Raw genomic sequence first — 26,692 nt, forward strand, 5'->3', positions numbered from 1 at the left:
ACGCATGGCTCCTCGACGCCTCCTCAGCGCAGGGGCGAGAACGACCCGGGCATGTCGTTGGCGACCAGCGCCGTGCCGAAGATCGTCGCCGCCTTGTCGTCGTCGTCCAGCGGATCCGGGTAGAGCGCGAGGGTGTCGGGGGAGAAGCTCCAGTCGATCTGGTCGGTCACCCCGGCGATGGCCGCGAACGGCCGCAGCCCGGAGGTGTACATCCGGGTCGCGGAGAAGATGCGGTCCTCGCGCTCCATGGAAGCGAACTTCTCGTACAGCTTCATGTGGTTGCGGGAGACATCCGCGAGCAGCTCGCCCCACCGGTCCGGCCCGAGCAGCTCGGACGTGCCGTCGTCGCGGTGGCCGATCACCGTGGCTTCGGTGACGGCGGAGAGGAGCTGGTCCGGCTCGGTGAACGTCGTACCCCAGTCGTTGATCTCGAAGTAGGTGAACTTCCCCGGGTCGTAGGTGAGCGCCAGCGTGAGCCCCGCGTACGGCGGGGTGAGGTCCTCCGCCCACGGGTAGGCCCACTCACTCGGCCCGAGCGACAGGTAGTCGCGCACGATCGTCTTCCGGCCGTCCGGCTGCGGGTACGGCCCGGAGTCGGCGACGCCGACGCGGGAGTCGCAGAAGTAGAGGAACGAGTACCCGGAGACGGTCGCGTTGAGCCGCTTGAGCGCCTTCGCCGAGGCTGCATCGAGGGTGGTGCCCTGGCGGACGAGGTCGTCGACCACGTCGGCCGGCAGGTACCGGTTGGTGAACCCGGCGTCCTTGTAGTCGAGGGTGCCGTCGCCGCGGTGGGCCAGCGCGAGCCGGCGCCAGAAGTCGACGACCGTGCGGATCTCCTCGATCCGCTCGTCGCGGCGCAGCCTGCCCATCTTGATCAAGCACTCGCGGCCGCACAGGTAGTGGTAGCCGACCATCCAGATCCACAGCGGGCTGAGCTTGCCGGGCGCGTTCTTCACGGCCCTGGCGATCTGCTCGGCCGGCATGGCCGCGTCGATCACCGCGACGCGCTCGGCGTAGGTGTGGAAGTCGTCGATGACCGACAGCGACATGTACGGCAGCATCGGGAACAGCTCGGAGGTGAAGCCCGAGCGCCGCGTCATCTCCGGTTTGAACGCCCGCCCCATGTGCTGGACGAGATCCTCGAGCCGGTCGTCGGTCAGCTCCTCGGCGATCAACGCGTCGAGCGCCTCGGCGGAGACGGTGAGGTCGAACGGCTTGACCGCGATCTCGTCGCCGATGGTGCGGATGTAGCTCCACCACGCCGTCGAGACGTCCCGCTGCGCGGCGGGCTCCTCGCCGGGGTCCGCCGCGGTGGAGCGCAGCACGCCCACACCGTCGACGATGTCGAGCACGACCTCGGTGCCGTCGGCGACCTCGCCGGTCAGCTCGGTGCCGACCAGGCACGGCACGTCGAACTCACGGGAGACGATCGCGAGGTGGCTGCGCAGCGTGCCGTCCCGGCACACGATGCCACCGAGCCGCCCCAGGATGGGTGACAGGAACGTCGTACCCCCCGACTCGACGAACGCGATCGTCGACTCCAGGTCGGAGTCGATCGACTCGATCACGTCGGACGGCGAGCGGAACCAGCGGACCGTGCCGGTGGTGCGGGGGAACGTGAACGACGGGGTGCCCTTGCCGATGACGGTCATGTCAGCCTCCCAGCGGTCGGAAGCAGCTGTCGCGGTCCTGGGGGACGAACACCCCGCCGATGAGCCGCAGGGCGAGGTCGGGATCGGCGAACCTGTCGTAGGACTGCTGGATCGACTCGGACACCGTCCAGTCGATCTCGTCGTAGCAGCCGGCCAGCCGCGCCCAGGCCTTGAGCTTCCAGGCGTACATCGAGGTGGCGTAGAGGTTGCGCTCCTTCGGGTCGGTCTGCGCGAGCCGCTGGTAGAGCGCGCGGTGGGCCTTGCGGATGGCCGAGGTCGCCTCGGCGAGATCGGCGAGCTCCAGCGGGCGCAGGGCGCCGCCGTCGGTGCAGAACACCCGAGTCTCGATGATGTCGACCTGGTAGTCGCTGGGGGTGAACCAGGCGGTGCCCCAGACGTTGTTGTCCATCTTGACCGAGGCCGGCAGCCGGTAGGCGATCACGAAGTGGTGGAACGGGAGGGTTTCGCGGATGCCGTCGACCCACGGGAAGTCGCCGTCGCCGTCGGCGCAGGTTTCGCGCAGGGCGATGAACGTGCCGTCGTCCAGCACGTACGGGCCGGTGTCGCAGACCGCGGTGCGGGCGTCGCAGTTCTCCAGGAACGCGTACGCGGTCAGCCGCGCGCCGAACTTGCGGATGGCCGCCTTGTGCTCCTCGTCGGCGGGCAGCAGGTGCCCGCGGATCTCGGCCATCAGCTCGTCGCTGACGACGTGGCTGGAGTTCGGCGGGTCGGCGTGCATGTTGTAGAGCACGCCGTCGGTGCGCATCGCGATGGTCGCCCGCCGCCAGAACCGCAGCACCTCGAGCTGGTCCTGCAGGCCGTCAGCGAGGGTGTTCTCACCCAGGTCGACGTAGAGCTCGCGGCCGGTGAGGTAATGCAGCGGCATCGCAGCCAGGTTGATGAAGCTGCGCTTGTTGCCGATCGGCAGCGCCCTGGCCACCAGCTCCTCCGGCGTGGCGTGCTGCAGGATCGTGCGGATGCGGTCGGGCACACGGAGGTAGTCCTCCATCATCGACATGATGATGTAGGTGTTCATGCCGAACAGCTCGGACTCGAACACCGTGCGCGCGGCGAGCTCCGACTTGTACGCCGCGCCGCCCTCGTGGACCAGCCAGTTCCACTCCTCGAGCGTCGGCTCGTAGTCGGGGTCGGTGTAGAGGGCCGTGAGGTCGGTCGGCGCCGTCGTCGTCATGCCGCAACCCCTGCTGCGATCGAGATCCGCGCGGTCTCGGGATCGGAGAGGTCCAGCACCACCGTGGAGCCGTCGGTGATCTCGCCGGACAGCTGGGCCGCGAGGACGCACGGGACGTCGGATTCGCGGGACAGGATCGCCAGGTGCGACTCCCGGCTGCCCGCGGTGCACACGATGGCCTTCAGGTCGGGCAGGATCGGCGAGAGGAACGTCATCCCGCCCTTGTTGACGAACGCGATGGTCTCCTCGAGATCGTCGTCGTCGATGGAGAGCACATCGGACGTGTCGTGGAACCAGCGGGCGGTGCCGCGCACCTGGCCCGCGGTGAAGAGGTTGACTCCGGTACCGACGTCGGTCAGATCACTCATCGCTTCTCCGTCCCGCCCCCACGCTGGGGCGTATCTGGTCCGGGGTGCGCAGAGCGCGCACGGCGGACGCTAGGAGCGGGCGCACCTGTGACCCAGTGCACGTAGGGGGACACTCGCTGGAGTGTCCCGCCGGCGGAGCGAGCTCCAGGCTGCTGACCACGGCTTGTGCGCGCCGGGTCGTCCGATGTTGCGAGCTGATCACGCGATCTGGTGGTTGGACGGCCTTCCGGCAACCGGTGCGTAACGACGATTCGCCGTCGCCGCAACACGGCGTACCTACCGTTCCCGCCTGGATACGCGCCTGTATCCAGCAGCTCAGCGGCGACATCGCGGGTGGACGGGGCCGCTCGCGACGAGCCGCCGCTGCAGTGGGCCAGCTACTGGAAGGCAACCCCAGAGATGATCACTTCACGAGCCCGACGGCTCGCCGCCGCTGCTGCGGTGCTCGCGGTGGGCCTGCTCTCCGCATGCGGCGCTCGGGTAGACGACTCGAGCGCGTCGGCCGGTGGTGAGGGCACGTCCTGCGTCGACACCTCCGGCCCGTCGGTCAAGATCGGTTTCTTGAACTCGCGGTCGGGCACGATGGCGATCAGCGAGAACACCGTCTACAACTCGCTCAAGCTCGCGGCCGACCAGATCAACGCCGCGGGCGGCGTGCTGGGCAAGCAGCTCACGGTCGTCGCCGAGGACGGCGCCTCCGAACCGACGATCTTCGCCGAGAAGGCCGAGAAGCTGATCCGCAGCGACTGCGTCGCGGCCGTGTTCGGCGGCTGGACCTCCTCGTCGCGCAAGGCGATGCTGCCGGTGTTCGAGTCCAACAACGCCCTGCTGTTCTACCCGGTGCAGTACGAGGGCCTGGAGTCGTCGCGGAACATCTTCTACACCGGCGCCACCACGAACCAGCAGATCGTGCCGGCGCTGGACTACCTGAAGGAGAAAGGCGTCAAGAGTCTCTTCCTCGTCGGTAGCGACTACGTGTTCCCGCAGACCGCCAACAAGATCATCAAGGCGTACGCCGAGGCGAACGGCATCGAGATCAAGGGTGAGGAGTACGCCCCGCTCGGGCACACCGACTTCGCCACGATCGTCGCGAAGGTCCGCGACGCCGACGCGGACGCGGTGTTCAACACCCTCAACGGCGACTCCAACGTCGCGTTCTTCAAGGAGTACAAGAACCTCGGCCTGACGCCGGAGGCCATGCCGGTCATCTCGGTGTCCATCGCCGAGGAGGAGGTCGGCGGCATCGGCGTCGACAACATCGCCGGGCAGCTGGTGGCCTGGAACTACTACCAGACCATCGACACCCCGACGAACAAGAAGTTCGTCGAGGACTTCAAGGCCGCCTACGGTGAGTCGAAGGTCACCTCCGACCCGATGGAGGCCGCCTACACCTCGCTCTTCCTCTGGAAGGGCATGGTCGAGAAGGCGCAGTCGTTCGCGGTGAACGACGTCCTCGCGGCGGCCGACGGGGTCAGCTTCGAGGCCCCCGAGGGCACCGTCACCGTCAACGGCGAGAACCACCACATCGCCAAGACCGCGCTGATCGGCAAGATCGGCCAGGACGGCCTGATCTACACCGAGTGGTCCTCCGGCAAGCCGATCGAGCCCGACCCGTACTTGAAGACCTACCCCTGGGCGACCGGCCTCTCCGGCTGATCTCCACCGCCGCCGGCCGGGTCGCCTCCGTCCCCGGCCGGCGGCATCCCCCGTCCCCACCGCCCGGGAGTCGTCCGTGGAAGTCCTGCTCACCCAGCTGTTCAACGGTCTGTCGGGAGGGTCGATCCTCCTGCTCGCCGCCCTCGGCCTCGCCCTCACGTTCGGTCAGATGGGCGTCATCAACATGGCGCACGGCGAGTTCATCATGGCCGGCGCCTACACCGCGTTCGTCGTGCAGAAGGCGCTCGGCGACGCGGGTGTCTCGCTGCTCGTGTCGCTGCCGGTGGCGTTCGTCGTCGGCGGCCTGCTCGGCGTGGTGCTCGAGGCGACGCTGCTGCGGCGCATGTACCACCGCCCGCTCGACACCCTGCTCGTCACGTTCGGCGTCTCGCTGGTCCTCCAGCAGCTCGCCCGCGACATCTTCGGCACCGCCGGGGTCGACGTGCCCGCGCCCGCGTGGCTGTCCGGTCCGCTGGAGGTCTTCGGGTTCTCCTTCCCGCGCACCCGGGTGTTCATCCTGGTGCTCGCGATCGTCGCGGTGATCGTGCTCGCCGCGCTGCTCAAACTCACCCCGCTGGGCAGGCGCATCCGGGCCACCGTGCAGAACCGCCAGCTCGCCGAGAGCTCCGGCATCTCCACCCGGCGCACCGACCTCATCACGTTCTTCGTCGGGTCCGGCCTCGCCGGCGTCGCCGGGGTCGCGCTCACGCTGATGGGCTCGATCTCGTCGAACCTCGGCACGTCCTACGTCATCGACGCGTTCCTCGTCGTGGTCATCGGCGGCATCGGCCAGATCAAGGGCGCGGTGATCGCCGCGTTCGTGCTCGGCGTCGTGCAGTCGTGGGTCGAGTACTCCACGACGGCGTCGATCGGGAAGGTGATCGTGTTCGCGCTGATCGTGGCGTTCCTCCAGCTGCGCCCGCAGGGCATCTACGTCGTGCGCTCCCGGAGCCTGGCATGAACATCCGCTCGATCCTGTCCAGCCGGTGGGCCGTCCTCGGTGGCTTCGCCCTCGGCGCGATCCTGCTCATGGGCGTCGCGCCGGCGGTGCTGTCCGACTTCCGCCTCGGCCTTCTCGGCAAGTACCTGTGCTTCGCGATGGTCGCCGTCGGCATCGGGCTCGCCTGGGGCCGCGGCGGCATGCTCGTCCTCGGCCAGGGCGTGTTCTTCGGACTCGGCGCCTACCTCATGGCGATGCACCTCAAGCTCGCCGACGCGCCGGCGAGCACCGGCGTGCCGGACTTCATGGCCCTCATCTCCTCAGACGGCGTGCCGTGGTGGTGGGAGCCGTTCCGCTCCGGCGCGGTCACCCTGATCGCGATCGTCGTCATCCCCGCGGTGGTGGCGATCGTGCTGGGCCTGGCGACGTTCCACCGCCGGGTGCGCGGGGCGTACTTCGCGATCCTGTCGCAGGCGCTCGCCGCGGCGTTCGCGATCTGGCTGATCGGCAACCCGCGCAGCACCGGCGGCTCCACCGGCCTGAACAACTTCAAGGGCTTCTTCGGGTTCTCCCTGCGCGATCCGGCGAACCGGCTGATGCTGTACCTGATCGCCGCCGGCGCGCTGCTGGCGATGATCGCGATCGCCCGCCAGCTCATGGTGAGCCGCTACGGCGAACTGCTCGTCGCCTGCCGCGACGCCGAGGAGCGGGTCCGCTTCCTCGGCTACAACCCGGCCACGATCAAGACGGCCGCCTACACGGTCGCCGCGGTCATGGCCGGCATCGCGGGGGCGCTGTTCGTGCCCATCGTCGGCATCATCTCCCCGAACGACGTGGGCATCGTGCCCTCCATCGGCCTGTTGATCGGGGTCGCGATCGGCGGGCGCACCACGCTGCTCGGTCCCGTGCTCGGGGCGATCGCCGTCGCCTGGGCCGAGACGTCGCTGTCCGAGCAGTTCCCGTCCGGCTGGACCTACCTGCAGGGCCTGCTGTTCATGCTGGTCGTCGCGTTCCTGCCGGGCGGGCTCGCCTCGCTCGCGCCGACGCTGCGGGACTGGCGCAAGCACCGCAGGTCCGACACCGCGGCAGGACAGCCGGGGGTCGCAGCCGTACCGGAGGGATCGGCGTGAACACCGGGTTCAACCGCGACTACCTGCAGATCTCCGACCTGCGCGTGAGCTTCGACGGGTTCGTCGCCGTCGACGGCGTCGATCTCGTGGTGCTCCCCGGCGACCTGCGGTTCCTCATCGGCCCGAACGGGGCCGGGAAGACCACTCTGATCGACGCGGTGTCCGGCCTGGTGCCGGCCACCGGCTCGGTGCAGTGGGCCGGCACTGAGCTGCTCGGCCGCAAGGTGCACCGCATCGCCCGGCTCGGCGTCGGTCGCACGTTCCAGACGGCCACTGTCTTCGAGAACCTCACGGTGCTGCAGAACCTCGACATCGCCGCCGGTGCCGGCCGCGGTGTCAGGACCCTGCTGCGGAAGCGCTCGCAGGTGCCGGAGTCGGTGACCGAGGTGCTGGCGACCGTCGGGCTCACCGAGCTCGCCGACGCGCAGGCAGGCACGCTCTCGCACGGGCAGAAGCAGTGGCTGGAGATCGGCATGCTGCTCGTGCAGAACGCGAAGCTGCTCATGCTGGACGAGCCCGTGGCCGGCATGAGCGCCGAGGAGAAGGACGAGACAGGCGAGCTGCTGCAGCGCATCGCCGCCGATGACCGCACCGTCATCTGCGTCGAGCATGACATGGACTTCATGCGGGCCTTCGCCGCGTCCGTGACCGTTCTGCACGCCGGGAAGGTGCTCGCCGAGGGCTCGGTCGCCGACGTGCAAGCCGATCCCCGCGTCCAGGAGGTCTACCTCGGGCCGGGCGCGCACACCGCGGCCGAGGTCGAGGCCGTCATGGGGGAGGCGCACTGATGCTGCGGATGGACGAGGTCGAGGTGGCCTACGGCCACACCGCGGTCGTGCACGGCGCGACCATCGAGGTCGCGACCGGCGGCGTCACCGCTGTCATGGGGCACAACGGGGCGGGCAAGACCACGCTGCTGCGCGCCGTCGTCGGGCTGCTGCCGGTGCGGCGCGGAAAGGTCCTCCTCGACGGCGAGGACGTCACCGCGCTCGCCCCGCACAAGCGGGTCGCGCGCGGGCTGGCCTACGTGCCGCAGGGCCAGCAGTCGTTCGGGCAGATGACCGCGATGGAGAACCTGCAGCTGGTCGCCGACGGGCGCAAGCGCGGCAAAGGGCTGATCGATGAGGCGCTCGACCTGTTCCCGGCCCTGCGCCCGGCGCTCGGCCGCCGCGCCGGGCTGCTGTCGGGCGGACAGCGCCAGCAGCTCGCCATCGCGCGGGCGCTGGTCACCGAGCCGCGGCTGCTGATCCTGGACGAACCCACCGAGGGCATCCAGCCGTCGGTGGTCGCCGAGATCGAGGAGACGATCCTCGAGCTCACCCGGCGCGGCGACCTGTCCGTGCTGCTCGTCGAGCAGCACGTCGGGTTCGCGCTGTCGGCGGCCAGCACGTACTACGTGCTGGCCGGCGGGCGGGTCACGTCCAGCGGCGCCGGCGGGCAGGCCGCCGTCGGCGATGTCCGTGCGGCCATGGCGATCTGAGACAGCGATTCGATCGGGGCGAACGGAGCACATGACCGACCGCACGACCGGTGCCGGCGACGTGGAGGCACCCCTGCGTGAGCGGGTCTACCTCGAACTGCGCGACGAGCTGCTCGGCGGGCGGATCCCGCCCGCCGAGCGGCTCACCGAGCCGCGCCTGTCGAAGCGGTTCGGGGTGTCCCGCACGCCGATCCGGGAGGCGGTGACCCGGCTCGTCGCAGACGGCCTGCTGCAGCGCGAGGACTACGGCTACTCCGTGGTCGTGCCGAGCATGTCCCGCGTCCTCGATCTCTACGAGGTGCGGATCGCCGTCGAGCTGCGCGGCATCTCCCGCAGCATCGAGAACCCGCAGGTCCGCCACGACGCCGACCAGCTCGGCGCCGAGCTGGAGCGCTGGTACGGCCTGCGGGTGGACCCACCCGAACCGTCGCCCGAGTTCGTTCTGGAGGACGAGCAGTTCCACGCCGAACTGCTCGGCTCCTCCGGCAACAGCGAGCTCGTCGCCGTGCTCGTCGACGTCAACCGGCGGATCCGGCGGGTGCGCATGTACGACTTCACCATCCCCGGCCGGATCGAGACCTCGATCGACGAGCACATCGAGATCGCCGAGCGCGTCCTGGAGAACGACCTGGTGACCGCGCACCGCAAGCTGCACGAGCACATCGGCGCCTCGCTGGAGATCGTCGTCGAACGCGCCAACCGGGCGATCGCCGCGATGAACGCCCGCGCCGCCGAACTGCCGATCTACCTCGGCAGCTGAACCCGCCGACCAGACCACCGACGACGAGGGACATCCGCGTGTTCGACACGGTCCTGGTGGCCAACCGCGGTGAGATCGCCTGCCGGGTGCTGCGCGCGGCCCGCGAGCTCGGGCTGCGCACGGTCGCCGTGTACTCCGACGCCGACGCCGGCGCGCCGCACGTGCACGCGGCCGATCGGGCGGTGCGGCTGGGGCCCGCCCCGGCGAGCGAGTCCTACCTGCGCGTCGACGCGGTGCTGTCCGCGGCGGCGGCCACCGGGGCCGGCGCGGTGCACCCAGGGTGCGGGTTCCTCGCCGAGCACGCCGGGTTCGCCCGCGCCTGCGAACGCTCGGGCATCGTGTTCGTGGGCCCGACGCCGGAGCAGATCGAGCTGTTCGGCGACAAGCAGGCCGCCCGCGCTGTGGCCACTGCGGCCGGGATCCCGCCGGTGCCCGGTTCGGGCCTGCTCCCCGACGCCGAGGCTGCGGTGGCCGCGGCGGAACGGCTCGGCTACCCGGTGGTGCTCAAGGTCGTGGGCGGCGGAGGCGGGGTCGGGATGCGCGCCTGCTCCGACGCCGGCGCGGTGCGGGCCGCGTTCGGCGCGGTCACCCGCCAGGCCACTGCCGCGTTCGGGTCGGCAGCGGTGTTCTGCGAGCGCTACCTCGGCCGGGTCCGCCACGTCGAGGTGCAGCTGTTCGGCGACGGCGCCGGCCGCGTCGTCACCCTCGGGACCCGCGACTGCACACTGCAGCGGCACCACCAGAAGATCGTCGAGGAAGCGCCGGCCCCAGCGCTGCCGACCGCGTTGGAGGACCAGCTGCTGCGTGCGGCCCGCACGCTCGCCGCGGCCGTGTCCTACCGCTCGGCCGGCACTGTCGAGTACCTCGTCGACGTCGCGACGGGGCGCGCCCACTTCCTGGAGGTCAACCCGCGCCTGCAGGTCGAGCACCCGGTCACCGAGGCGGTCACCGGGATCGACCTGGTGGAGTGGATGCTGCGGCTCGCGCTGGGGGAGCAGGTGCTCGACGGCGTGCCCGACCACGGCCCGGCCGTGCGCGGGCACGCGGTGGAAGCGCGGATCTGCGCCGAGGACCCCGTCCACGACCACCGCCGGGCGGGTGGCCTGCTGACGCGGGTGCGGTTCCCGGAGGGGGTGCGCGTCGACAGCGGCATCGAGACCGGCGCGGTCGTGACCCCGCACTACGACCCGCTGCTGGCGAAGGTGGTCGCTACCGGGCCGACCCGTGACGCGGCGCTCACCGCGCTCGGCGCGGCGCTGGCGCAGACCCGCATCGACGGCGTCCCCACCAACCTCGCACAGCTGCGCGCCGCGCTGGCCGACCCGGCCGTCGGCGCCGCCGCGCACACCACCGCGACGCTGGCCGGGATCGCGGTCACCGAGCCGCGGATCGACGTGCTGCGCGGCGGCACGCTCACCACCGTGCAGGACTTCCCCGGCCGCACCGGGTACTGGGAGGTCGGGATCCCGCCGTCCGGCCCGATGGACGACGCGTCGTTCCGCGCCGCGAACCGCATCCTCGGCAACCCCGAGGGCGCCCCCGGGCTGGAGGCGACGTTCACCGGGCCGGCGCTGCGGTTCTCCCATCCGGCCACGGTGTGCGTGACCGGCGCCCTCGCACCGGTCACCGTCGACGGGCAGCCTGTGCCGCAGTGGTGCCCGGTCGACGTCCCGGCGGGCGCTGTGCTCGACATCGGCACGGCTGCCGGGCCCGGCCTGCGCACCTACCTCGCGATCGCCGGCGGGCTGGACGTGCCCGGCTACCTCGGCAGCGCCGCGACGTTCCCGCTCGGCGGGATCGGCGGCTACACCGGCCGCGCGGTCGCCACCGGCGACGTCCTCGTCCCCGGCAGCCTGCCCACCGGCCCGGGCGACCCGGACGTGCCGCGGCCCGAGCTGAGCCACGAGTGGGAACTCGCCGTCACCGAGGGCCCGCAGCCGGCGCCGGAGTACTTCACGGCAGCCGACATGCGCCAGTTCTACGAGACGACGTGGACGGTGCAGAGCCATGCCGACCGCACCGGTGTGCGGCTGTTCGGCCCGCGCCCGCGGTTCGCCCGGCCCGACGGCGGCGACGCCGGCCTGCACCCGTCGAACGTGCACGACAACCCGTACAGCGTCGGCGCGGTCAACGTCTCCGGCGACACCCCGATCCTGCTCGGCCCGGACGGGCCCAGCCTCGGTGGCTTCGCCTGCCCGCTCACCGTGGTCTGCGCGCACCGCTGGAAACTGGGCCAGCTCCGCCCCGGCGACACCGTGCGGTTCGTGCCCGTGACCGCCGACGTGGCCGACCGGCTGCGCAGCGATCCGGTTCGCTGCGCGGCGACGCTCGCCCCGCTCCTGCGCACCGGCCCGGACCCCGGCGAGGCCATCCTCGCCCGGACGCCGGCCCGCCCCGATCGGCCAGCGCTGGTGGTGCGCCGCGGCGGCGACGACAACCTGCTCGTCGAGTACGGGCCGATGGAGCTCGATCTCGCCCTGCGCATGCGGGTGCACGCCCTGGGCACCGCGCTCACCGAGCAGCGCCTGCCCGGGCTGATCGACGTCACCCCCGGCGTGCGGTCACTGCACCTGCACGTCGATCCGGACGTGCTGCCGGTGCGGCGGCTCGCCGACCTGGTGGTCGAGGCCGACGCCGACCTGCCGGCCACCGCGGATCTCGCGGTGCCCAGCCGGGTGCTGCGGTTGCCCCTGTCGTTCGACGATCCCGTGGTCGCGCGGGCCGTCGAGCGCTACCGGGCCGGGGTGCGCGCCCAGGCGCCGTGGCTGCCGTCCAACACCGAGTTCGTGCGCCGCATCAACGGGCTCGGCTCGGTCGATGAGGTCCGCGACATCATGGCCGCCGCCGAGTACCTCGTGCTCGGCCTCGGCGACGTCTACCTCGGCGCGCCGCTCGCGGTCCCGGTCGATCCGCGGCACCGGCTCGTCACCACGAAGTACAACCCGGCCCGCACGTGGACCGCCGCCGACACCGTCGGCCTCGGCGGCGCGTACCTGTGCGTGTACGGCATGGACTCCCCGGGCGGCTACCAGCTCGTCGGGCGGACCGTGCCGATCTGGTCCGGGCACCGGCAGCGCCCGCCGTTCACGCCGGGCGTGCCGTGGCTGCTGCGGTTCTTCGACCGGATCCGCTGGTACCCGGTCAGCGCGGAGCAGCTGCTGGAGGAGCGAGCGGCGTTCGCCGCGGGCCGGCTCGACGTCGAGATCACCGAGGAGCGGTTCGTCCTCGCCGAGCACCTGGCGTTCCTGGAGCGCGAGGCCGACTCGATCGCCGCGGTCGAGCGCACCCGGCGGGCCGCGTTCGCCGCCGAGCGCGCGGCGTGGGAGGAGGCGGGCGAGTTCTCCGCCGCGGCCCGGGTCCCGCCGCCCCGCACGCCGGAACCCGGGTCGCTCTCGGTGCCGGCCGGGGCGACGGTCGTCGAGGCCCCGATGGCGGCTGGAGTGTGGCGCTGCGAGGTCGCCCCCGGCACCCGGGTCGCGGCCGGTGCGCCCCTGATCACCCTGGAGGCGATGAAGTTGGAGATGCCGGTGCGCGCCCCCGCGCCGGGGCTCGTGCTGTCGGTGCACGTCGGCCCCGGCGACCAGGTCGCCCCGGGGCAACCCCTGGTGGTGCTGGGGGAGGCGAGCGGATGACGGCCGCGCCGCCGTCGCCGTTCGTCGTCCCGGGGATCGACCGCGCCCTGCCGCCCGCCGCGCGGGTGCGCGAGGCGTACCGGCGCATCGCTGCCGCCGACCGACCCGAGGTGTGGATCACGCTGCGGCCGGAGACCGACGTGCTCGCCGAGGCCGAGGCCGTGCAGCGCCGCCTCGACGCGGGGCAGCGGCCGGCGCTGGCCGGGCTGCTCGTCGCCGTGAAGGACAACATCGACGTCGCCGGGATGCCCACCACGGCGGCCTGCCCCGAGTACGCCTACCGGCCCGACACCGGAGCGACCGCGGTCGAGCGGCTGCGCGCCGCGGGAGCGCTCGTCCTCGGCAAGACCAACCTCGACCAGTTCGCGACCGGGCTGGTCGGCACGCGCAGCCCGTACGGCGCGGTGCGCTGCGCCTGGGATCCGGCTCGGGTGTCCGGCGGTTCGTCGTCCGGGTCGGCCGTCGCCGTGGCGCTGGGCATCGCCGATCTCGGCATCGGCACCGACACCGCGGGCTCCGGACGGGTGCCAGCAGCGTTCCAGGGCATCGTCGGGATCAAGGCCACCCCGGGCATCGTGCCGGTCACCGGGATCGTGCCGGCCTGCGCCGACTACGACTGCGTCGCCGTCCTCGCCGCGGATCTGACCACCGCGCACCGCGCGCTCACCGTCATGGCTGGCCCTGACGGGCGTGATCCACGAGGCCGCGACTGGCCGGCCGATGTGCACCTGGCTGCTCCCGCGCGGCCGCGGGTCGCCGTGCCCCGCCCGGCCGACCTGACCGCGCTCACCCCGGGCTACCTGGCCGCGTTCGCCATCGCCGTGGAGCGGCTCGCCGGGATCGCCGAGCCCGTCGAGGTCGACGTGACCGGGCTGCTGCAGACCGCGACCCTGCTCTACGACGGTGCGCTGGTCGCGGAGCGGCACGCCGCGGTCGGGCAGTTCCTCGCCTCCCGTCCGGCCGGCGCCGATCCGGTCGTCGCCGCGATCGTCGGGGCTGCCGCGGACGTGACCGGGCCGCAGTTCGCCGCCGACGTCGACGCTGTGGTGCGCGCCCGCCACCTCGCCCAAGAGGTCCTCGCCGACACCGACGCCCTGCTGCTGCCGGTCACCACCGAGCACCCGACGATCGCCGCGATCGCGGAAGACCCGGTCGGGATCAACCGTCGGCTGGGCACGTTCACCAACTTCGCGAACCTGCTGGACATGGCCACGGTGGCGGTGCCCGCCGGGGAGGCCGACGGCGGCCCGTTCGGGGTGATGTTCGTGGCCGGGTCGATGCGCGACCACGTGGCGCTCGACCTGGCTGCCCGCTGGACCGGTGACCGGCTCTGCCCGCCCACCGACGCCGTCGAGCTGCTCGTGGTCGGATCACAGCTGGCCGGGGAGCTGGACGCGGTCGGCGCCCGCTTCCTCACCGAGGTCGCCACCAGCGCCGCCTACCGTCTGGTGGTGCTGCCCGGGGAACCGGAGCGGTCCGCGCTGGTGCACCGCGGCCGCGGCGGCGAACCGGTGGCGGGGCAGCTGTGGGCGGTGTCGCCGGGCGGGCTCGGGCAGCTGCTCACGGCGCTGCGCGCGCCGCTCTCGCTCGGGCCGGTCGAGCTGGCCGACGGCCGGCTGGTCACCGGGCTCGCCTGCGCCGCGGAACCGGCGGCGCTCGGAAGTCACCCCGGCTGACCTAGGCGTTCCGCCAGCTCGTGCAGGCGCACGGCGAGCGAGATGCGGAACAGCCGCTCGTCATCCCGCCAGCCCACGCCCAGCACGCGGTCGAGCCGGTCGAGCCGCTGCAGCACCGTGTTCGGGTGGAGGAACAGGGCGCGGGCGGTGCGGGTCGGGCTCGCCCCGGTGCGCACGAACGCCCGCAGCGTGGTGAGCAGCTCGGCGCCGCGCTCGGCGTCGTAGTGCAGCACCGGCCCGATGGTCGCCTCGAGGAACGCGGCCAGCGAGCGCCGGTCGGCGTCGAGCACGGCCGCGTAGGGCAGCACCTCGTCGGCGGGCACGGTGCCGTCGTGCACGCCGAGCGCGTCCAGCAGTCGGACTGCGCGGCGCGCCGCGTCGAAGCGGCGGGGGAGCGGATCGGTCCCGGACGGCGCCCGCACGGCCAGCACCGGCCCGCCGACCGCGTCCGCCGCGGCCCGCCGCACGTCTTCCACCGCCGGGCCGCGCGCCTGTTCTGCCAGGACGACGACGAGATCGGCGTGCGCGCCGACCAGCCCGGACGCCCCGACCGCGCGGGCGATCACCCGTGCCGCTTCCGCCCGGCGGTCCCCGCCCACCGCGATCACCGCGAGTCCTTGCAGCTGCTGCGGATCGAAGCCGAGCCGCCGCACCTCCTCGCCGACGCCCGGCCGGCCTGCTCCGTCGGTGACCAGATCCGTCACGAGATCAGCGCGGCGGCGCTGGTCGGTCTCGGTGACCGCCTCCTCGGCGAGCACCAGCAGCGCCGCGACGTGCGCCGCCCGTTCGACCGTGCGCACGTCCGCGGCGCCGAGCACCGCCTCGCGGCAGTCGGCGAGCACCGCGCCGAACAGGTACCGGCCGACGGCCAGCGCCGCGACCACGACCCGCCCAGCCGGGGCGTCGACGACCGTCGCGTGCCCGGTGGTCCAGCTCCGCTCGACGGCGGCGCGGACGTCGGGCAGGCCGGCGATCTCCTTCAGCTGCTCCGCGTCACCCGCGGCGGCGCGATCGTCTCCGTGCTCGTCGACGATGCGGACACCGCACCCGAGATGGGCGGCCAGCGCCTGTGCGACCGGGGCGGGCCCGTCGCCGGCGACGACGGCGCGCACCAGCTCCTCGTGGACGGCGACGGCGCGCGCCGGTTCCTCGGGCACCCCGGCCGGGTCGCTCGCGTCCACACGCGCATCCTCCCCCAGGGCGTGTCCACTGTGGAGAAGACCCGGGTCACGTCGTCGCGGCCGGTCCGGGCACCTCCACCATCGCGATCGCGGGTCGGCGCGGCGTGGCCGAGACCGGCCAGCCGTGCCCGATCCGCAGCACGGCCTGCGGGCGGTGAGTGCCGTGGATCAGCGTGCGCAGCTGCTCCCGGGTCGGCTCGACCTCGATGATGTGCGACAGGAAGGACGCGGACAGGCCCTTCGTGGTGGCGGTGAGCAGGACGCGCTGCAGCGCCTGGCCTGCGGCGACCTCGGAGGTCGGACCGAACATCTGCGCGGAGAGCACGACGAGCGCGGGCTCGGCCTCGTAGGTGATGTTCGTCTCGGCCGAGGTGGCGCCGGCGCCGCGGGTGAAGTCGCGCGGGACCCAGCGGTCGTGGGCCGACGGCCGGCGCTCGTGGGGCAGTACCGGCACGCCGTCCGACCGGTTCGGGTCGACGGCCGTCCAGCGGGCGAACTCCTCGCGGAACGCCGGATCCGCCTGCTGGCGGGCGTGCGCGTCCACCGAGAGCAGATGCAGCCGCTCCCGCTCGGCGGGGTCGGTGACGACGTGCAGCCACGCGTTCTCCGCCAGTGCCGCGGCGCGCAGCGCGGTCAGTTCCGCGGGCGTCACGGGCCGGTCGGTGAACGGGTGCCGGTTGGTCCGCCGGCGCGGGACGGCGGCCAGCAGCTCGCGCTGGACCGCGGTCTGCGGGGTGCGCCCGCCGTGGCGGACGACGGCGAGCAGGTCCGGGTCACGGTCGGTGTAGAGCGTGACCAGCGGGCGGATGCCGTGGGCGTGCAGGGCGAGGCGGAGGTTGAACAGGGCAGCACCGCAGGCGAGACGTTGCTCACGTCCGTGCGGGTCGGCAGCGGGCAGCCGGCGCTCGGGATCGGCCCACAGCTCGATGCGGTCGGGCTCCACGCGGAAGCGCCACGGCTGGCTGTTGTGCAGCGAAGGAGCGCGTCCTGCCACGGCGAGCACGCGGACGACGTCGTCGGACGTCAGCCCGAGCGCGGCAGGGATGTGCGTCATGGGGTCCATGGTCCGGCCGACCATCGCCCGCGCGACACGGCCGAAAGACCCGTTCCGGGCGGTAGCGGTCCCGCGGCTGCGGGCCGATCGCCGGTCCGGACAGGACCAGAGTCACGTCGTGCGCCGCGCCTGCCGGGAGCATCCTGGTAACAGGTCGGCAACACGGGCGGGAAGGACGCTGATGGACACGAGTGCGTGCATCGTGGTCGGCACCGACGGCACGCCGAGTGCCGCGACCGCGGTGCGGTACGCGCTCGGGGAAGGTGTCCGGCGCGGGCTGCCCGTCCGCGTCGTCGCCGCGGTGACCGCCCCCGACTACTGGACCGAGGCGCTCGCCGGAGCCCGGAACTTCCCGCCGCTGCCGGATCTGCGGCCGATCGCGCGCGAGACCGCGCAGGCCCAGGTCGCCGCCGCCGTCGCCGCCGAACCCGCGCTCGCCGCGGCCGATGCGACCGTGGTCGTCGTCGACGTCGCGGCCGGGCCGCTCGGGCAGGCGCTGGTCGACGTCGCCGACGGGGCCGAGCTGCTCGTGCTCGGTCACCGCGGCCGGGGCGCGCTCTCCAGCGCGCTCCTCGGTTCGGTCGGGTTGTACTGCCTCGTCCACGCCAGGTGCCCAGTCACGATCGTGCCGCCCGAGTGGACGCCGGCACCGACATCGGCACAGCAGGCGGCACAGACATCGGCACAGCCACCGGCCGGGGCGACCACCTGACGAGCGAACCGACCACCGAACCCACGCGAACTGACGACGGAATCGACCGAGAGCTGACGACCGGGATCGCGGGACGTCCGGCGGCGCCGGCCCCGCGGACGTGCCAGAGTAGGAGGAGAACGGTGCTGGGGGACCACCGCGGGGCGCACAGGAGCGCGTTGCACAGGACCACGGACACGGTCCGGTCGGTCGTGGCGCGCGTGCTCGTCGCGCTCGCCGTGATCGCCGCGATCGCGGCGCCCGCGATCGGCGTCCAGGTCCACGACGCTGTCGCCGAGCAGGTCCGCCACGACGCCGAGACGACCACCCGCGTCACCGGCCGGCTCGCCGAGTCGACCGAGGCCGCTTGGTACCCGACGGACGCCGCCGAGCCCGCCGACGTCTACGCGCGCGTCACGTGGACCACCCCCGACGGGAAGCAGGCGGAGGGCGTCGCCCCGGTCGAGCCCGGCCTCGCCGCCGGTACCGAGGTGCCGGTGTGGCTGGGCGAGGACGGCGAACCGCGCACTGAGCCGCTCGCCGGCTCGACCGCGGTGCTGTGCGGGGTGCTCGCCGGGGTGGCCGTCGCCGGTGTGCTCGCCGGCCTGCTGTACCTGGCCTGGTGGACCACCGACCGCGTCCTGCTCGCGGTCAACGCCCGCCGCTGGGAGCAGGAGTGGGCGGTCGTCGAGCCGCAGTGGCGCCGCGAGTACCGCTGACGCGGTCAGGTGCGGCGGGTCTTCAGCACCATCCACGTCGTGACGGCCAGCACGATCGTGCCGATCGACTCGACGACCAGCGTGGTGGGCACCAGCTGGTAGTCGATCGTCTCCCGGATGCCGAAGAACGTCAGCGGTGAGAGCGCCAGGATCAACGCGAGCAGGGTGCCGGCCATGAACAGCAGGCTCGCCATCGAGGCGAGCGCCAGCCAGCCGCCGCGCAGCACGACCATCGCGATCGCCAGCACCAGCCCGCCGATCGCGTTCAGGACGAACAGCACACCGAGGATGCCGCCGACCTCGTCGAGGACGAGGTACAGGTGGATCCACGCCATCGCCAGCAGCAGGATCGCGCTGAGCCAGCGCAGGATCTGCAGGGTGCGACCGGTGCCGGCGACCTGAGAACGCATGGCCATGGTGACCTGCCTTCCGACGCGGGGCCCTGGCGAGGGCCCTCCTCCGGTGCGAGGTGGAGCGAGCAGGTTACCGCGTACCGCGGCCCGATGAGCGGATCGTGATCAGACGGTGCTCCCCAGCGGCACGTGCTTCGGGTCCTTCGACAGTTCGTCGATCAGCAGCGCGACCAGCGCCGCGTGCTGGACGTCGGTGGACGGGGAGATCTCCACGTCGGAGCCGTCGAGCGCGGTCGCGGCCAGCCCGGCCTTGCCGTCGATCAGCTCGGCGATGCGGGCGTCGATGGTCTGCGCCGCGATGATGCGCCACGCCGTGACCGGCTCGGTCTGGCCGATGCGGTGGAGACGGTCGATCGCCTGGGTCTGCTCGGCCGCCGTCCAGGACAGCTCCGCGAGCACGACGTTCGACGCCACCTGCAGGTTCACCCCGACCCCTGCCGCGGTGAGCGAGCAGACCACAACCGACACGCTCGGGTCGTTCACGAACGCGTCGATGTTGCGCTGGCGGACCGTCCGTGTCTGCTCGCCGCGGATCGAGGTGAACTTCATGCCCTGCGCGGCGAACGTCGCCTCGGCCGCGTCCATGACCTCGATGTGCTTGGCGAAGAACACCACCTTGCCGGCGCTGCGGGCCAACTGGGCGGCGTAGTCGGCGGCCAGTTCGGCCTTCGCCCGGCCGATGCGCCGCATCATCGTGAAGACGTTGTCGCCCGCCTTCGCGTTGGCGGCGTCCTTGAGCTCCCAGCGCGCCACCTGGTCGACGAGCTCCCGGTCGATGCCTTCGGTGACGACCTCGCCGCCCTCTTCGGCACGGGCGGCGAGCGCCGCCTCGTAGCGGGCCACCATGCGGCGGGCCAGGTCGCGCTCCGCTGCCCGGATCGACCGGCCGGCCGGGCCGTCCAGCTCGACGGGCAGGTCGGCGATGCGCCGGGCGGGGATGTCCGCGGCGACGTCGATCTTGCGGCGGCGCACGATCCCCATGTCGACGACGCACTGCCGCGCCGCTGGGTAGAACTCCGGATCGGCCGGGGTGTAGCCGGTGTCGTCGAGTGCCGCCATCAGCTCCGCGCGCGGCTTCTTCTCGTCGATCCAGCCGAGGAACTGCCAGATCGCCAGGAAGTCCTCGATGTCGTTGATCAGCGGTGTGCCGGTCAGCGCCATCATCAGCGGGCGCGTGCAGCGGGCCCGGACCTTGTCGGCCAGGTACAGCACGTTCTGCGACCGCTGCGACGACTTGTTCTTGATGAAGTGCGCCTCATCGACCACCATGCCGCGCAGCCCGAAGTCGCCCAGCCAGCCGACGTGCCGGTCGAGCACCTCGTAGTTGACGATGATGATGTCGGCGAAGCCGTCGATGTCCTCGCCGTTGCCGTGGATCACGGTCGCCGGCCGGCGCGGGGTCCAGATGCCCGCCTCGCGTGCCCAGTTGGTCTTGACGACGTTCGGTACGACGACGAGCAGCGGGTAGGCGTTCGCGGCCTCGGCGGCGAGCAGCGCCTGCGCGGTCTTGCCGAGGCCCGGCTCGTCGGCGAGCAGGAACGTGCGGTGCCCGTTCGCGGCGGCGGTGACGACCTGCGCCTGGTGCGGCATCAGCTCCCGGCCCTGCGGGGTGCGCATGACCGTGCGCTCGGGCAGCGCCATCGACGTCGGTGCGCCGTTGGCGGCGCGCTCGAAGGAGCGCAGCAGCGGGCCGAGCAGCTCCCACGTCGCGAGTCGGGTGGTGCGCGGCTGCGGCGTGCGGGGTGCGTTGAAGTCGGGGGCGAGGAACGGGTTGGCCAGCTGACGGGCGATGACCGAGCGGGGCACGACCCGGTTCTTCGCCTCGGCGGCGCGGTCGGCCGCGGACGGTTCCTCGGGGGGCGGCTCGATGCCGGCCGCCTGCATCAGCTCCCGCTTGATGGCGCGGGCGTCCGCGGAGACCTCGGCGTCCTCGTCGAGCAGGGCGAGCAGCCCGGCGTCGCGGACGGCGGTCTTGGCCATCGTCGTGGCGATCCCGTCGAGCCGTTTGAGCTGTTCGGTCTGGTTCGTGATGCTGCCGTCGGCGTTGGCGCGCACTCGGGCCCGTTCCTCGCGCAGCAGCAGCGCGACGGCCTGGAACTTCGCGCGGGTGGTGAGGCCGATCCGGCCGGCGCGGACGGTGTTGTCGATCTCCCGGACGGCGTGGGCCAGCACCGACGCGACGTCGGTGCGTTCGTTCTCGCGCCGCCGGTTGTGCGGGGCGCTGCGGCGAGCCCTGGTCTGGGGCTGGCCTCGTCGTGCCAACGAACTCCTCCTCCGGGGATGGTCGGCAGAGGGTTGCGGCCACCGCGTCGGCACCGCACGCGGGCCGAAACAGCTCATCCGGGACGCGAGCCAGCCACCCGGACACCGCTGGAGATCGACGTCGTCGGCGCCCCGGACCGCAGAAGGACCGTGCGACCGCCCGTCGAACTCGCTCTGTCGCCCGGCGGCTCTCCGCTACAACCCACTCTTGCCGCCGGGTCTCCCCATGATAGCGCCCGCCGCTCAGCTGCCGCGGTAGGTGGAGTACGCGAACGGCGACAGCAGCAGCGGCACGTGGTGGTGGGTGTCCGGATCGGTGACGGTGAAGGTCACGACCACCTCGGGGTAGAACCCGTCGGGGAAGACGGCCGCGCTGTCGAACACCAGGCGGTGCACACCGGTGGTGAGCGTGCCGAGATCGCGCACTCGACCGTCGGCGTCGGTGCGGGCCTCGGCGAGGACGGCCCCGGCGCGCTCCAGCCGCACCGGCACGTCCGGCGCGGGGCGGCCGGTCACGGCGTTGAGGATGTGCGTGGACAGGCTCATGCGAACGCGTCCTCCAGCCGGAGTCGGTTGATGGCGGCCAGCTCCCGCAGCGCAGTGCGCTCCTCGGTCTCCGGGTCGTTGCCGAGCCTGCGGCGCAGGTCGGCGAGCAGGTCGGCGCCGCTGCGCCCGGAGGCGCAGACCAGGTAGATCCGGCCGAACCGCGCTTCGTATGCGGCGTTGGCGGCGGCGAACTCGGCCGCGACGTCGTCGCCCACCCCGCGCTGCTCCTTCGCCGAGCGGCCGGAGACCGAGCGGTCGCCGATGCGCGGATGCCCGGCCAGCGCGGCGTCGAGATCGGCCGGTTCGAGGGCGGTGTCGGCAGCGGCGAGCAGCGCCTCGACCGTGGGGAAGGGGCGGGCATCGGCGACCCGCGCGGCCCAGCCCGGCGCCGCGCAGCAGTCGAGCAGCGCGGCGATCGCGAGGTCGCGAGGCAGCGCGTTGAACTTCTCGAGGTTCATATGAGTGCGGTTCCTACCAGTGATGTCCCGGCCAGCATGCGACCGACCTCCTCGAGCAGCGGGCCGGGCTCGGCCATGCAGCGGTGCTCGTCCGGGCACCACTGCGTCAACGCGTAGGCCGCGGCGAACCCCGCCGCGGCCAGCTGCGCGTCGTCCAGCTCGCACACGCCGCAGACGGCGACCACCCCGACCCCGGCCGCGCGGGCGGCCGCGGCCACCCCGGCCGGGGCCTTGCCGTGCAGCGTCTGCGCGTCCAACCGCCCCTCCCCGGTCACGACGAGCGCGGCCCCGGCCAGCGCGTCGGCGAACCCGACCGCGTCGAGCACCACCTCGATCCCGGGCCGCATCCGAGCGCCCAGCACGGCGAGCGCGGCGAAGCCGACCCCGCCGGCGGCTCCGGCCCCGGGCAGCCGGGCGGCAGCCGGGTCGATCAGATCGGCCAGCCGGGCGAGACCGCGTTCCAGCAGGGCGATGTCGGCTGGGGTAGCACCCTTCTGCGGCCCGTAGCCGGCGGGCGCGTCGACCAGGGGATTGTCGACGTCGCTCGCCAGGACGATCTCGGTCTCGGCGACCCGGGGATCGAGCCCGGACAGGTCCACGTCGTGCAGATCGGCGAGGGCGCCGCCGCCGTCGGGCAGCTCGACGCCGTGCGCGTCGAGGAAGCGGGCGCCCAGCGCGGCCAGCATGCCCGTGCCCCCGTCGGTGCACGCGCTGCCGCCGACGCCCAGCACGATCCGCGTCGCCCCGGCGTCGAGCGCGGCGCGCAGCAGCTCGCCGGTGCCGCGGCTGGTGGCGTGCAGCGGGTCCGGGCCGTCGGGCAGCAGGACCAGTCCGGACACGCTCGCCAGCTCCACCACGGCGACGCCGCCGCGGACCGCGACCGCGGTGTGGACGGGCAGGCCGGTGGGCCCGGTCGCGCACACCGGGACCCGCCGGAAACCGGCGGCGAGGGCCGCGTCGAGGGTGCCGTCGCCGCCGTCGGCCACCGGCAGCTCCAGCGCGAGCACCCCGCCCGCGCGCAGCCCGGCGGCCAGGTGTGCGGCGACGTCGGCGGCGGTGGCCGAGCCCTTGAACTTGTCGGGCGCGACCAGGACGTACCGGCTCACGACAGCGGGATCGTCGCCGTCGGGGCGTCGGCGGCGGTGCGGGCCAAGTCCTCGAACTCCACGACGGCGTCCAGCTCGGTGCCCATCGCGATGTTCGTGACCCGTTCCAGCACCACCTCGACGACCACCGGCACCCGGTGCACCGCCATCAGCTGGCGCGCCCGGTCGAACGCCGCGCCGAGCTCGCGCGGATCGGTCACCCGGATCGCCTTGCAGCCCAGCCCCTCGGCGACCTTCACGTGGTCGACGCCGTACTTGTCCACTTCGGGCGAGTTGATGTTGTCGAAGCCCAGCTGGACGCAGTAGTCCATGTCGAACGCCCGCTGCGCCTGCCGGATCAGCCCCAGGTAGGAGTTGTTCACGACGATGTGCAGGTAGGGCAGGTTGAACTGGGCGCCGACCGCCAGCTCCTCGATCATGAACTGGAAGTCGTAGTCGCCGGAGAGCGCCACCACCGTCGCGTCCGGGTCGGCGACGCACACCCCGATCGCGGCCGGGCCGGTCCAGCCCAGCGGGCCCGCTTGCCCGGCGTTGATCCAGTGCCGCGGCCGGTAGACGTGCAGCAGCTGGGCCGCGGCGATCTGGGACAGCCCGATCGTGGTGACGTAGCGGACGTCCGGCCCGAACGCCTTGTTCATCTCCTCGTACACGCGCTGGGGCTTCACCGGCACGTCGTCGAAGTGGGTGCGCCGCTGCATGCTGCCCTTGCGCTCGGCGCACTCGCGCACCCACGCCGTGCGCCGCGGCAGCTCCCGCTCCCGCGCGGCGGCCAGCATCTCGCGCAGGAACGCACCCGCGTCGGACACCACCCCGTAGTCGGGGGCGAACACCCGCCCGATCTGCGTCGGCTCGATGTCGACGTGCACGAACGTGCGGCCCGCCCGGTAGACGTCCAGCCCGCCGGTGTGCCGGTTGGCCCAGCGGTTGCCGATACCCAGCACGAAGTCGGACGCGAGCAGGGTCGCGTTGCCGTAGCGGTGCGCGGTCTGCAGCCCCGCCATCCCGGCCATCAGCGGGTGGTCGTCGGGGATCGCACCCCAGCCCATCAGCGTCGGGATCACCGGGACGTCGAGCAGCTCGGCCAGCTCCACGAGCTCGGCGCACGCGTCGGCGCCGATCACGCCGCCGCCGGCGACGATCAGCGGGCGCTCGGCCACAGCCAGCATGTCGAGCACCTTCTCCACCTGCGCGCGGGTCGCCGCCGGGCGGTGCACGGGCAGCGGCTCGTAGGTGTCGACGTCGAAGTCGATCTCGGCCTGCTGCACGTCGATCGGCAGGTCGATCAGCACCGGGCCGGGCCGCCCGGACCGCATGACGTGGAAGGCCTTGGCGAACGCGCCGGGCACCTGGCCGGGCTCGCGCACCGTGGTCGCCCACTTCGTGACGGGTGCGGCGATCGCGGCGATGTCGACGGCCTGGAAGTCCTCCTTGTGCAGCCGGGAGACGGGTGCCTGCCCGGTGATCGCGAGGATCGGGATCGAGTCGGCCGACGCCGAGTACAGGCCGGTGATCATGTCGGTGCCGGCCGGGCCGGAGGTGCCCACGCAGACCCCGATCGCGCCGGGCGTGGCCCGGGTGTAGCCCTCGGCCATGTGCGAGGCGGCCTCGACGTGGCGAGCGAGGATGTGCCGGATGCTCACCCCGCTGGCCGCCTGGTTGGCGCGCAGGGCGGAGTAGAAGGGGTTGATCGCCGCGCCGGGCAGCCCGAAGGCGTGCCGCACCCCCTCCTTGACCAGGATCGCGACGGCGGCGTCGACGGCGCGCATGCGGGTCATGACTCGGTCCTTCCCGGTTCCTCGTCTTCGGCACGTCCGGAGAGCTGCAGCACCTGCAGGAGCAGTGCGCTGTGGTCCAGCCCGCCGTAGCCCTGGGCGCGCAGCGACCCGACCAGCTGGGCGACGTGGGCGCCGAGCGGGATCGCGACGCCGGCCTCGCGGGCGGCGGCGGTGACGATGCCGAGGTCCTTGTGGTGCAGGTCGATGCGGAAGCCCGGCGCGAACGTGCGGGCGCGCATGCCGGCGGCCTTGCGGTCGAGCACGGCGCTGCCGGCGAGCCCGCCGCCGAGCACCCGCGTCGCGGCCTCGGTGTCGACGCCGTGGGCCTCCAGGAACACCAGCGCCTCGGCCAGCAGCTGGATGTTCCCGGCGACGATCAGCTGGTTGGCGGCCTTCACGGTCTGGCCGGCCCCGGGCGGGCCGACGTGCACCACCGTGGAGCCCATCGCTTCCAGGTACGGGCGGGCCGCGGCCACGTCGTCGTCGGCGCCGCCGACCATGATCGAGAGGGTGCCCTCGATCGCGCCCGCCTCGCCGCCGCTCACCGGCGCGTCGACGACGCGGACGCCGCGTTCAGCGCCGGCCTCGGCGATGCGGCGGGCGACGTCGGGCCGGATCGTCGAGCAGTCGATGTGGAGGGTGCCGGGCTTGGCGTTGGCGTAGATGCCGTCCTCGCCCAGCGCGAGGTCCTCGACGTCCGGGCTGTCGGGCACCATCGTGATCACGACGTCGGCGGCGCGGACGGCGTCGGCGGCGCTGGAGGCGGCCCGGCCGCCGCGGGCGACGTGCGTCTCCACCTTCGCCGGGGACCGGTTGTAGCCGATCACGTCGTGCCCCGCGGCCAGCAGGTGCCCGGCCATGGGGGCGCCCATGATGCCGAGCCCGATGAACGCGACGGTGCTCATCCGTGCTCCTCCATCCAGTCGAACGCGCGCGCGGAGGTGGTGGACGGGACGTACTCGAGGGCGACCCAGCCGCTGTAGCCGGCCGCGGCGATCGCGGCGAGGTGGTCGAACAGCGGCACCTCGCCGGTGCCCGGCTCGTGGCGGCCGGGGGCGTCGGCGATCTGCACGTGCCCGATGCGGTCGGCGTACTCGGCGATCGCCGCCGGGATGTCGTCGCCGTTCACGGCCAGGTGGTACAGGTCGGCGAGCAGGGCGACCTGCGGCACGCCGACCCGGTCGGCGACCGCGATCGCGTCCGCGGCGGTCTTGAGCGGGTACTCCGGCACCCCCGAGAGCGGTTCGAGCACCACGGTGCCGGGGAGCAGCGCCGCGGCCCGGCCGAGGTTGTCGACGGCGAGGTCGTCCTGGTCGCGCGGGTCCACGCCGGGCAGCCGGTTGCCGTAGAGCGCGTTGAACGCGATCGTGCCGAGCCGCTTGCCGAGCGCGGCCGCGATGTCGATGCTGTCGCGCACCTCGCTCTCCCGGCCCGGCCAGGAGATCAGCCCGCGGTCGCCCGCGGCCATGTCGCCCGCGGCGAGGTTCAGCGCGGAGAGCGTCACGCCCGCGTCCTCGATCGCCCGGGCGAACGCCTCCACCTCGGCGTCGGCCGGGGCGGCGGAGGCGAACGGCCACCAGAACTCCACGGCGCTGAACCCGGCGGCGGCCGCGGCGGCGGGCCGTTCCAGCAGCGGCAGCTCGGTGAACAGGATCGAGCAGTTGACGGAGTAGCGGATCATCACGTGTCCTTCCAGCGGGCGGAGTTCCAGCGGGCGGAGAGTGCCGCGTGACCACCCTCGGTCGGGGTGCCGTGCAGGCGGAGCCGGGCCATCCCGCCGTCGGGGAAGACGTCCAGGCGCACGGCCGTGCACGGGCTCGCGTCGGTGAGCAGGAAGCGGTTGCGGTTGTCGGGTGCGATCGCGGTGCGGGGGAGCAGCTCGCGCCACTCGCCGTCGGCGGTGCGGCCGGACAGCTGTGCGGCGGCGGGTGCGTTGTGCAGGAACCAGCTGGTGTCCAGCTCGGCGACCGCGATCGTGCCCTCGCAGGCGAGCGCGACCTC

Annotated in this window: 23 protein-coding genes and 1 pseudogene; 10 read left to right on the plus strand and 14 right to left on the minus strand. The window is 73.0% G+C overall.

Annotation, left to right across the window (positions count from 1 at the left end; all coding sequences use genetic code 11):
• Positions 1-23: 23 nt before the first annotated feature.
• From BUE41_RS27630 to BUE41_RS27640, 3 genes are read right to left on the minus strand one after another with little or no spacing between them, the layout of a single operon-like run.
• Entirely contained in the window at positions 24-1,652 is a 1,629-nt protein-coding gene (locus BUE41_RS27630; RefSeq protein WP_073460283.1) for a PEP-utilizing enzyme, read from the minus strand.
• A 1-nt stretch (position 1,653) separates the two neighbouring features.
• On the minus strand, positions 1,654-2,844 hold the full coding sequence (locus tag BUE41_RS27635) for a hypothetical protein (protein ID WP_073460284.1): 1,191 nt from the start codon (positions 2,842-2,844) through the stop codon (positions 1,654-1,656).
• Positions 2,841-3,212 (minus strand): PEP-utilizing enzyme, encoded by a 372-nt coding sequence (locus BUE41_RS27640; RefSeq protein ID WP_073460285.1) that lies wholly within the window; start codon positions 3,210-3,212, stop codon positions 2,841-2,843. Before BUE41_RS27640 ends, BUE41_RS27635 begins: the two co-directional genes overlap by 4 nt.
• 399 nt (positions 3,213-3,611) lie before the next feature.
• Here BUE41_RS27640 and urtA point away from each other — a divergent pair, with 399 nt between their 5' ends.
• The 8 genes from urtA to atzF all read left to right on the plus strand — a co-directional run bounded on the left by urtA (position 3,612) and on the right by atzF (position 14,486).
• Complete coding sequence (gene urtA / locus BUE41_RS27645) at positions 3,612-4,868, plus strand: urea ABC transporter substrate-binding protein (protein WP_073460303.1); 1,257 nt, start codon at positions 3,612-3,614, stop codon at positions 4,866-4,868.
• Positions 4,869-4,944: 76 nt separating this feature from the next.
• Positions 4,945-5,829: an urea ABC transporter permease subunit UrtB gene (gene urtB, locus BUE41_RS27650; RefSeq protein ID WP_073460286.1), complete on the plus strand. Its 885-nt coding sequence runs from the start codon at positions 4,945-4,947 to the stop codon at positions 5,827-5,829.
• Complete coding sequence (urtC, locus tag BUE41_RS27655) at positions 5,826-6,938, plus strand: urea ABC transporter permease subunit UrtC (RefSeq protein WP_143172408.1); 1,113 nt, start codon at positions 5,826-5,828, stop codon at positions 6,936-6,938. The genes urtB and urtC overlap by 4 nt, the downstream gene beginning before the upstream one ends.
• Positions 6,935-7,726 (plus strand): urea ABC transporter ATP-binding protein UrtD, encoded by a 792-nt coding sequence (gene urtD, locus BUE41_RS27660; RefSeq protein ID WP_234997626.1) that lies wholly within the window; start codon positions 6,935-6,937, stop codon positions 7,724-7,726. The genes urtC and urtD overlap by 4 nt, the downstream gene beginning before the upstream one ends.
• Positions 7,726-8,418, plus strand: coding sequence for an urea ABC transporter ATP-binding subunit UrtE (gene urtE / locus BUE41_RS27665; RefSeq protein ID WP_073460287.1), 693 nt, complete (start codon positions 7,726-7,728; stop codon positions 8,416-8,418). Before urtD ends, urtE begins: the two co-directional genes overlap by 1 nt.
• A gap of 31 nt (positions 8,419-8,449) precedes the next feature.
• Complete coding sequence (locus BUE41_RS27670; protein ID WP_073460288.1) at positions 8,450-9,178, plus strand: GntR family transcriptional regulator; 729 nt, start codon at positions 8,450-8,452, stop codon at positions 9,176-9,178.
• 38 nt (positions 9,179-9,216) lie between these two features.
• The gene (gene uca / locus BUE41_RS27675) at positions 9,217-12,810 is read left to right on the plus strand and encodes an urea carboxylase (RefSeq protein WP_084755980.1); all 3,594 of its coding nucleotides are present in this window, start codon (positions 9,217-9,219) and stop codon (positions 12,808-12,810) included.
• Entirely contained in the window at positions 12,807-14,486 is a 1,680-nt protein-coding gene (gene atzF / locus BUE41_RS27680) for an allophanate hydrolase (protein WP_084755983.1), read from the plus strand. Before uca ends, atzF begins: the two co-directional genes overlap by 4 nt.
• On the opposite strand, the gene BUE41_RS27685 is transcribed toward atzF, so the two are convergent.
• Both BUE41_RS27685 and BUE41_RS27690 read right to left on the minus strand, forming a co-directional pair.
• On the minus strand, positions 14,474-15,667 hold the full coding sequence (locus BUE41_RS27685) for a PucR family transcriptional regulator (protein WP_073460290.1): 1,194 nt from the start codon (positions 15,665-15,667) through the stop codon (positions 14,474-14,476). The genes atzF and BUE41_RS27685 overlap by 13 nt on opposite strands.
• A 46-nt stretch (positions 15,668-15,713) precedes the next feature.
• Complete coding sequence (locus BUE41_RS27690; RefSeq protein ID WP_073460307.1) at positions 15,714-16,721, minus strand: Acg family FMN-binding oxidoreductase; 1,008 nt, start codon at positions 16,719-16,721, stop codon at positions 15,714-15,716.
• A 181-nt stretch (positions 16,722-16,902) separates the two neighbouring features.
• Between BUE41_RS27690 and BUE41_RS30950 the strand changes: the two genes are divergently transcribed.
• Both BUE41_RS30950 and BUE41_RS27700 read left to right on the plus strand, forming a co-directional pair.
• Positions 16,903-17,433 (plus strand): universal stress protein, encoded by a 531-nt coding sequence (locus tag BUE41_RS30950; RefSeq protein ID WP_073460291.1) that lies wholly within the window; start codon positions 16,903-16,905, stop codon positions 17,431-17,433.
• Positions 17,434-17,591: 158 nt separating this feature from the next.
• Positions 17,592-18,131, plus strand: coding sequence for an Rv1733c family protein (locus BUE41_RS27700; RefSeq protein WP_143172410.1), 540 nt, complete (start codon positions 17,592-17,594; stop codon positions 18,129-18,131).
• Between the two features lie 5 nt (positions 18,132-18,136).
• Here the strand turns inward: BUE41_RS27700 and BUE41_RS27705 are convergent, their stop codons facing one another.
• From BUE41_RS27705 to BUE41_RS27745, 9 genes and pseudogenes are all read right to left on the minus strand, one after another.
• Entirely contained in the window at positions 18,137-18,547 is a 411-nt protein-coding gene (locus BUE41_RS27705) for a hypothetical protein (RefSeq protein WP_200804137.1), read from the minus strand.
• A 102-nt stretch (positions 18,548-18,649) separates the two neighbouring features.
• Positions 18,650-20,806, minus strand: coding sequence for a DEAD/DEAH box helicase (locus BUE41_RS27710; RefSeq protein ID WP_073460293.1), 2,157 nt, complete (start codon positions 20,804-20,806; stop codon positions 18,650-18,652).
• Between the two features lie 243 nt (positions 20,807-21,049).
• The gene (uraH, locus tag BUE41_RS27715) at positions 21,050-21,352 is read right to left on the minus strand and encodes a hydroxyisourate hydrolase (protein ID WP_073460294.1); all 303 of its coding nucleotides are present in this window, start codon (positions 21,350-21,352) and stop codon (positions 21,050-21,052) included.
• Complete coding sequence (gene uraD / locus BUE41_RS27720; RefSeq protein ID WP_073460295.1) at positions 21,349-21,810, minus strand: 2-oxo-4-hydroxy-4-carboxy-5-ureidoimidazoline decarboxylase; 462 nt, start codon at positions 21,808-21,810, stop codon at positions 21,349-21,351. Before uraD ends, uraH begins: the two co-directional genes overlap by 4 nt.
• On the minus strand, positions 21,807-22,916 hold the full coding sequence (locus BUE41_RS27725; RefSeq protein WP_073460296.1) for a glycerate kinase: 1,110 nt from the start codon (positions 22,914-22,916) through the stop codon (positions 21,807-21,809). The genes uraD and BUE41_RS27725 overlap by 4 nt, the downstream gene beginning before the upstream one ends.
• Complete coding sequence (gene gcl / locus BUE41_RS27730) at positions 22,913-24,691, minus strand: glyoxylate carboligase (RefSeq protein WP_073460297.1); 1,779 nt, start codon at positions 24,689-24,691, stop codon at positions 22,913-22,915. Before gcl ends, BUE41_RS27725 begins: the two co-directional genes overlap by 4 nt.
• Positions 24,688-25,596: a 2-hydroxy-3-oxopropionate reductase gene (locus BUE41_RS27735; protein ID WP_073460298.1), complete on the minus strand. Its 909-nt coding sequence runs from the start codon at positions 25,594-25,596 to the stop codon at positions 24,688-24,690. Before BUE41_RS27735 ends, gcl begins: the two co-directional genes overlap by 4 nt.
• A complete protein-coding gene (locus BUE41_RS27740; protein ID WP_073460299.1) occupies positions 25,593-26,372 on the minus strand; it encodes a hydroxypyruvate isomerase family protein in 780 nt (259 codons plus the stop codon). Before BUE41_RS27740 ends, BUE41_RS27735 begins: the two co-directional genes overlap by 4 nt.
• A pseudogene (locus BUE41_RS27745) lies at positions 26,372-26,692 on the minus strand (allantoicase); the annotation flags it as partial. The gene BUE41_RS27740 and the pseudogene BUE41_RS27745, both read right to left, overlap by 1 nt.

The sequence above is a fragment of the Pseudonocardia thermophila genome (assembly GCF_900142365.1).
Classification (GTDB): Bacteria; Actinomycetota; Actinomycetes; order Mycobacteriales; family Pseudonocardiaceae; genus Pseudonocardia; species Pseudonocardia thermophila.

What these genes read in the sequence shown, in the direction of transcription:
- BUE41_RS27635 (WP_073460284.1), bottom strand. Translation starts at nt 2,844, where the DNA reads ATGACGACGACGGCGCCGACCGACCTCACGGCCCTCTACACCGACCCC.
- gcl (WP_073460297.1), bottom strand. Translation starts at nt 24,691, where the DNA reads ATGACCCGCATGCGCGCCGTCGACGCCGCCGTCGCGATCCTGGTCAAG.
- uraH (WP_073460294.1), bottom strand. Translation starts at nt 21,352, where the DNA reads ATGAGCCTGTCCACGCACATCCTCAACGCCGTGACCGGCCGCCCCGCG.
- uraD (WP_073460295.1), bottom strand. Translation starts at nt 21,810, where the DNA reads ATGAACCTCGAGAAGTTCAACGCGCTGCCTCGCGACCTCGCGATCGCC.
- BUE41_RS27670 (WP_073460288.1), top strand. Translation starts at nt 8,450, where the DNA reads ATGACCGACCGCACGACCGGTGCCGGCGACGTGGAGGCACCCCTGCGT.
- urtC (WP_143172408.1), top strand. Translation starts at nt 5,826, where the DNA reads ATGAACATCCGCTCGATCCTGTCCAGCCGGTGGGCCGTCCTCGGTGGC.
- atzF (WP_084755983.1), top strand. Translation starts at nt 12,807, where the DNA reads ATGACGGCCGCGCCGCCGTCGCCGTTCGTCGTCCCGGGGATCGACCGC.
- BUE41_RS27640 (WP_073460285.1), bottom strand. Translation starts at nt 3,212, where the DNA reads ATGAGTGATCTGACCGACGTCGGTACCGGAGTCAACCTCTTCACCGCG.
- BUE41_RS27690 (WP_073460307.1), bottom strand. Translation starts at nt 16,721, where the DNA reads ATGACGCACATCCCTGCCGCGCTCGGGCTGACGTCCGACGACGTCGTC.
- BUE41_RS30950 (WP_073460291.1), top strand. Translation starts at nt 16,903, where the DNA reads ATGGACACGAGTGCGTGCATCGTGGTCGGCACCGACGGCACGCCGAGT.
- urtE (WP_073460287.1), top strand. Translation starts at nt 7,726, where the DNA reads ATGCTGCGGATGGACGAGGTCGAGGTGGCCTACGGCCACACCGCGGTC.
- urtA (WP_073460303.1), top strand. Translation starts at nt 3,612, where the DNA reads ATGATCACTTCACGAGCCCGACGGCTCGCCGCCGCTGCTGCGGTGCTC.
- BUE41_RS27705 (WP_200804137.1), bottom strand. Translation starts at nt 18,547, where the DNA reads ATGGCCATGCGTTCTCAGGTCGCCGGCACCGGTCGCACCCTGCAGATC.
- BUE41_RS27740 (WP_073460299.1), bottom strand. Translation starts at nt 26,372, where the DNA reads ATGATCCGCTACTCCGTCAACTGCTCGATCCTGTTCACCGAGCTGCCG.
- BUE41_RS27735 (WP_073460298.1), bottom strand. Translation starts at nt 25,596, where the DNA reads ATGAGCACCGTCGCGTTCATCGGGCTCGGCATCATGGGCGCCCCCATG.
- BUE41_RS27630 (WP_073460283.1), bottom strand. Translation starts at nt 1,652, where the DNA reads ATGACCGTCATCGGCAAGGGCACCCCGTCGTTCACGTTCCCCCGCACC.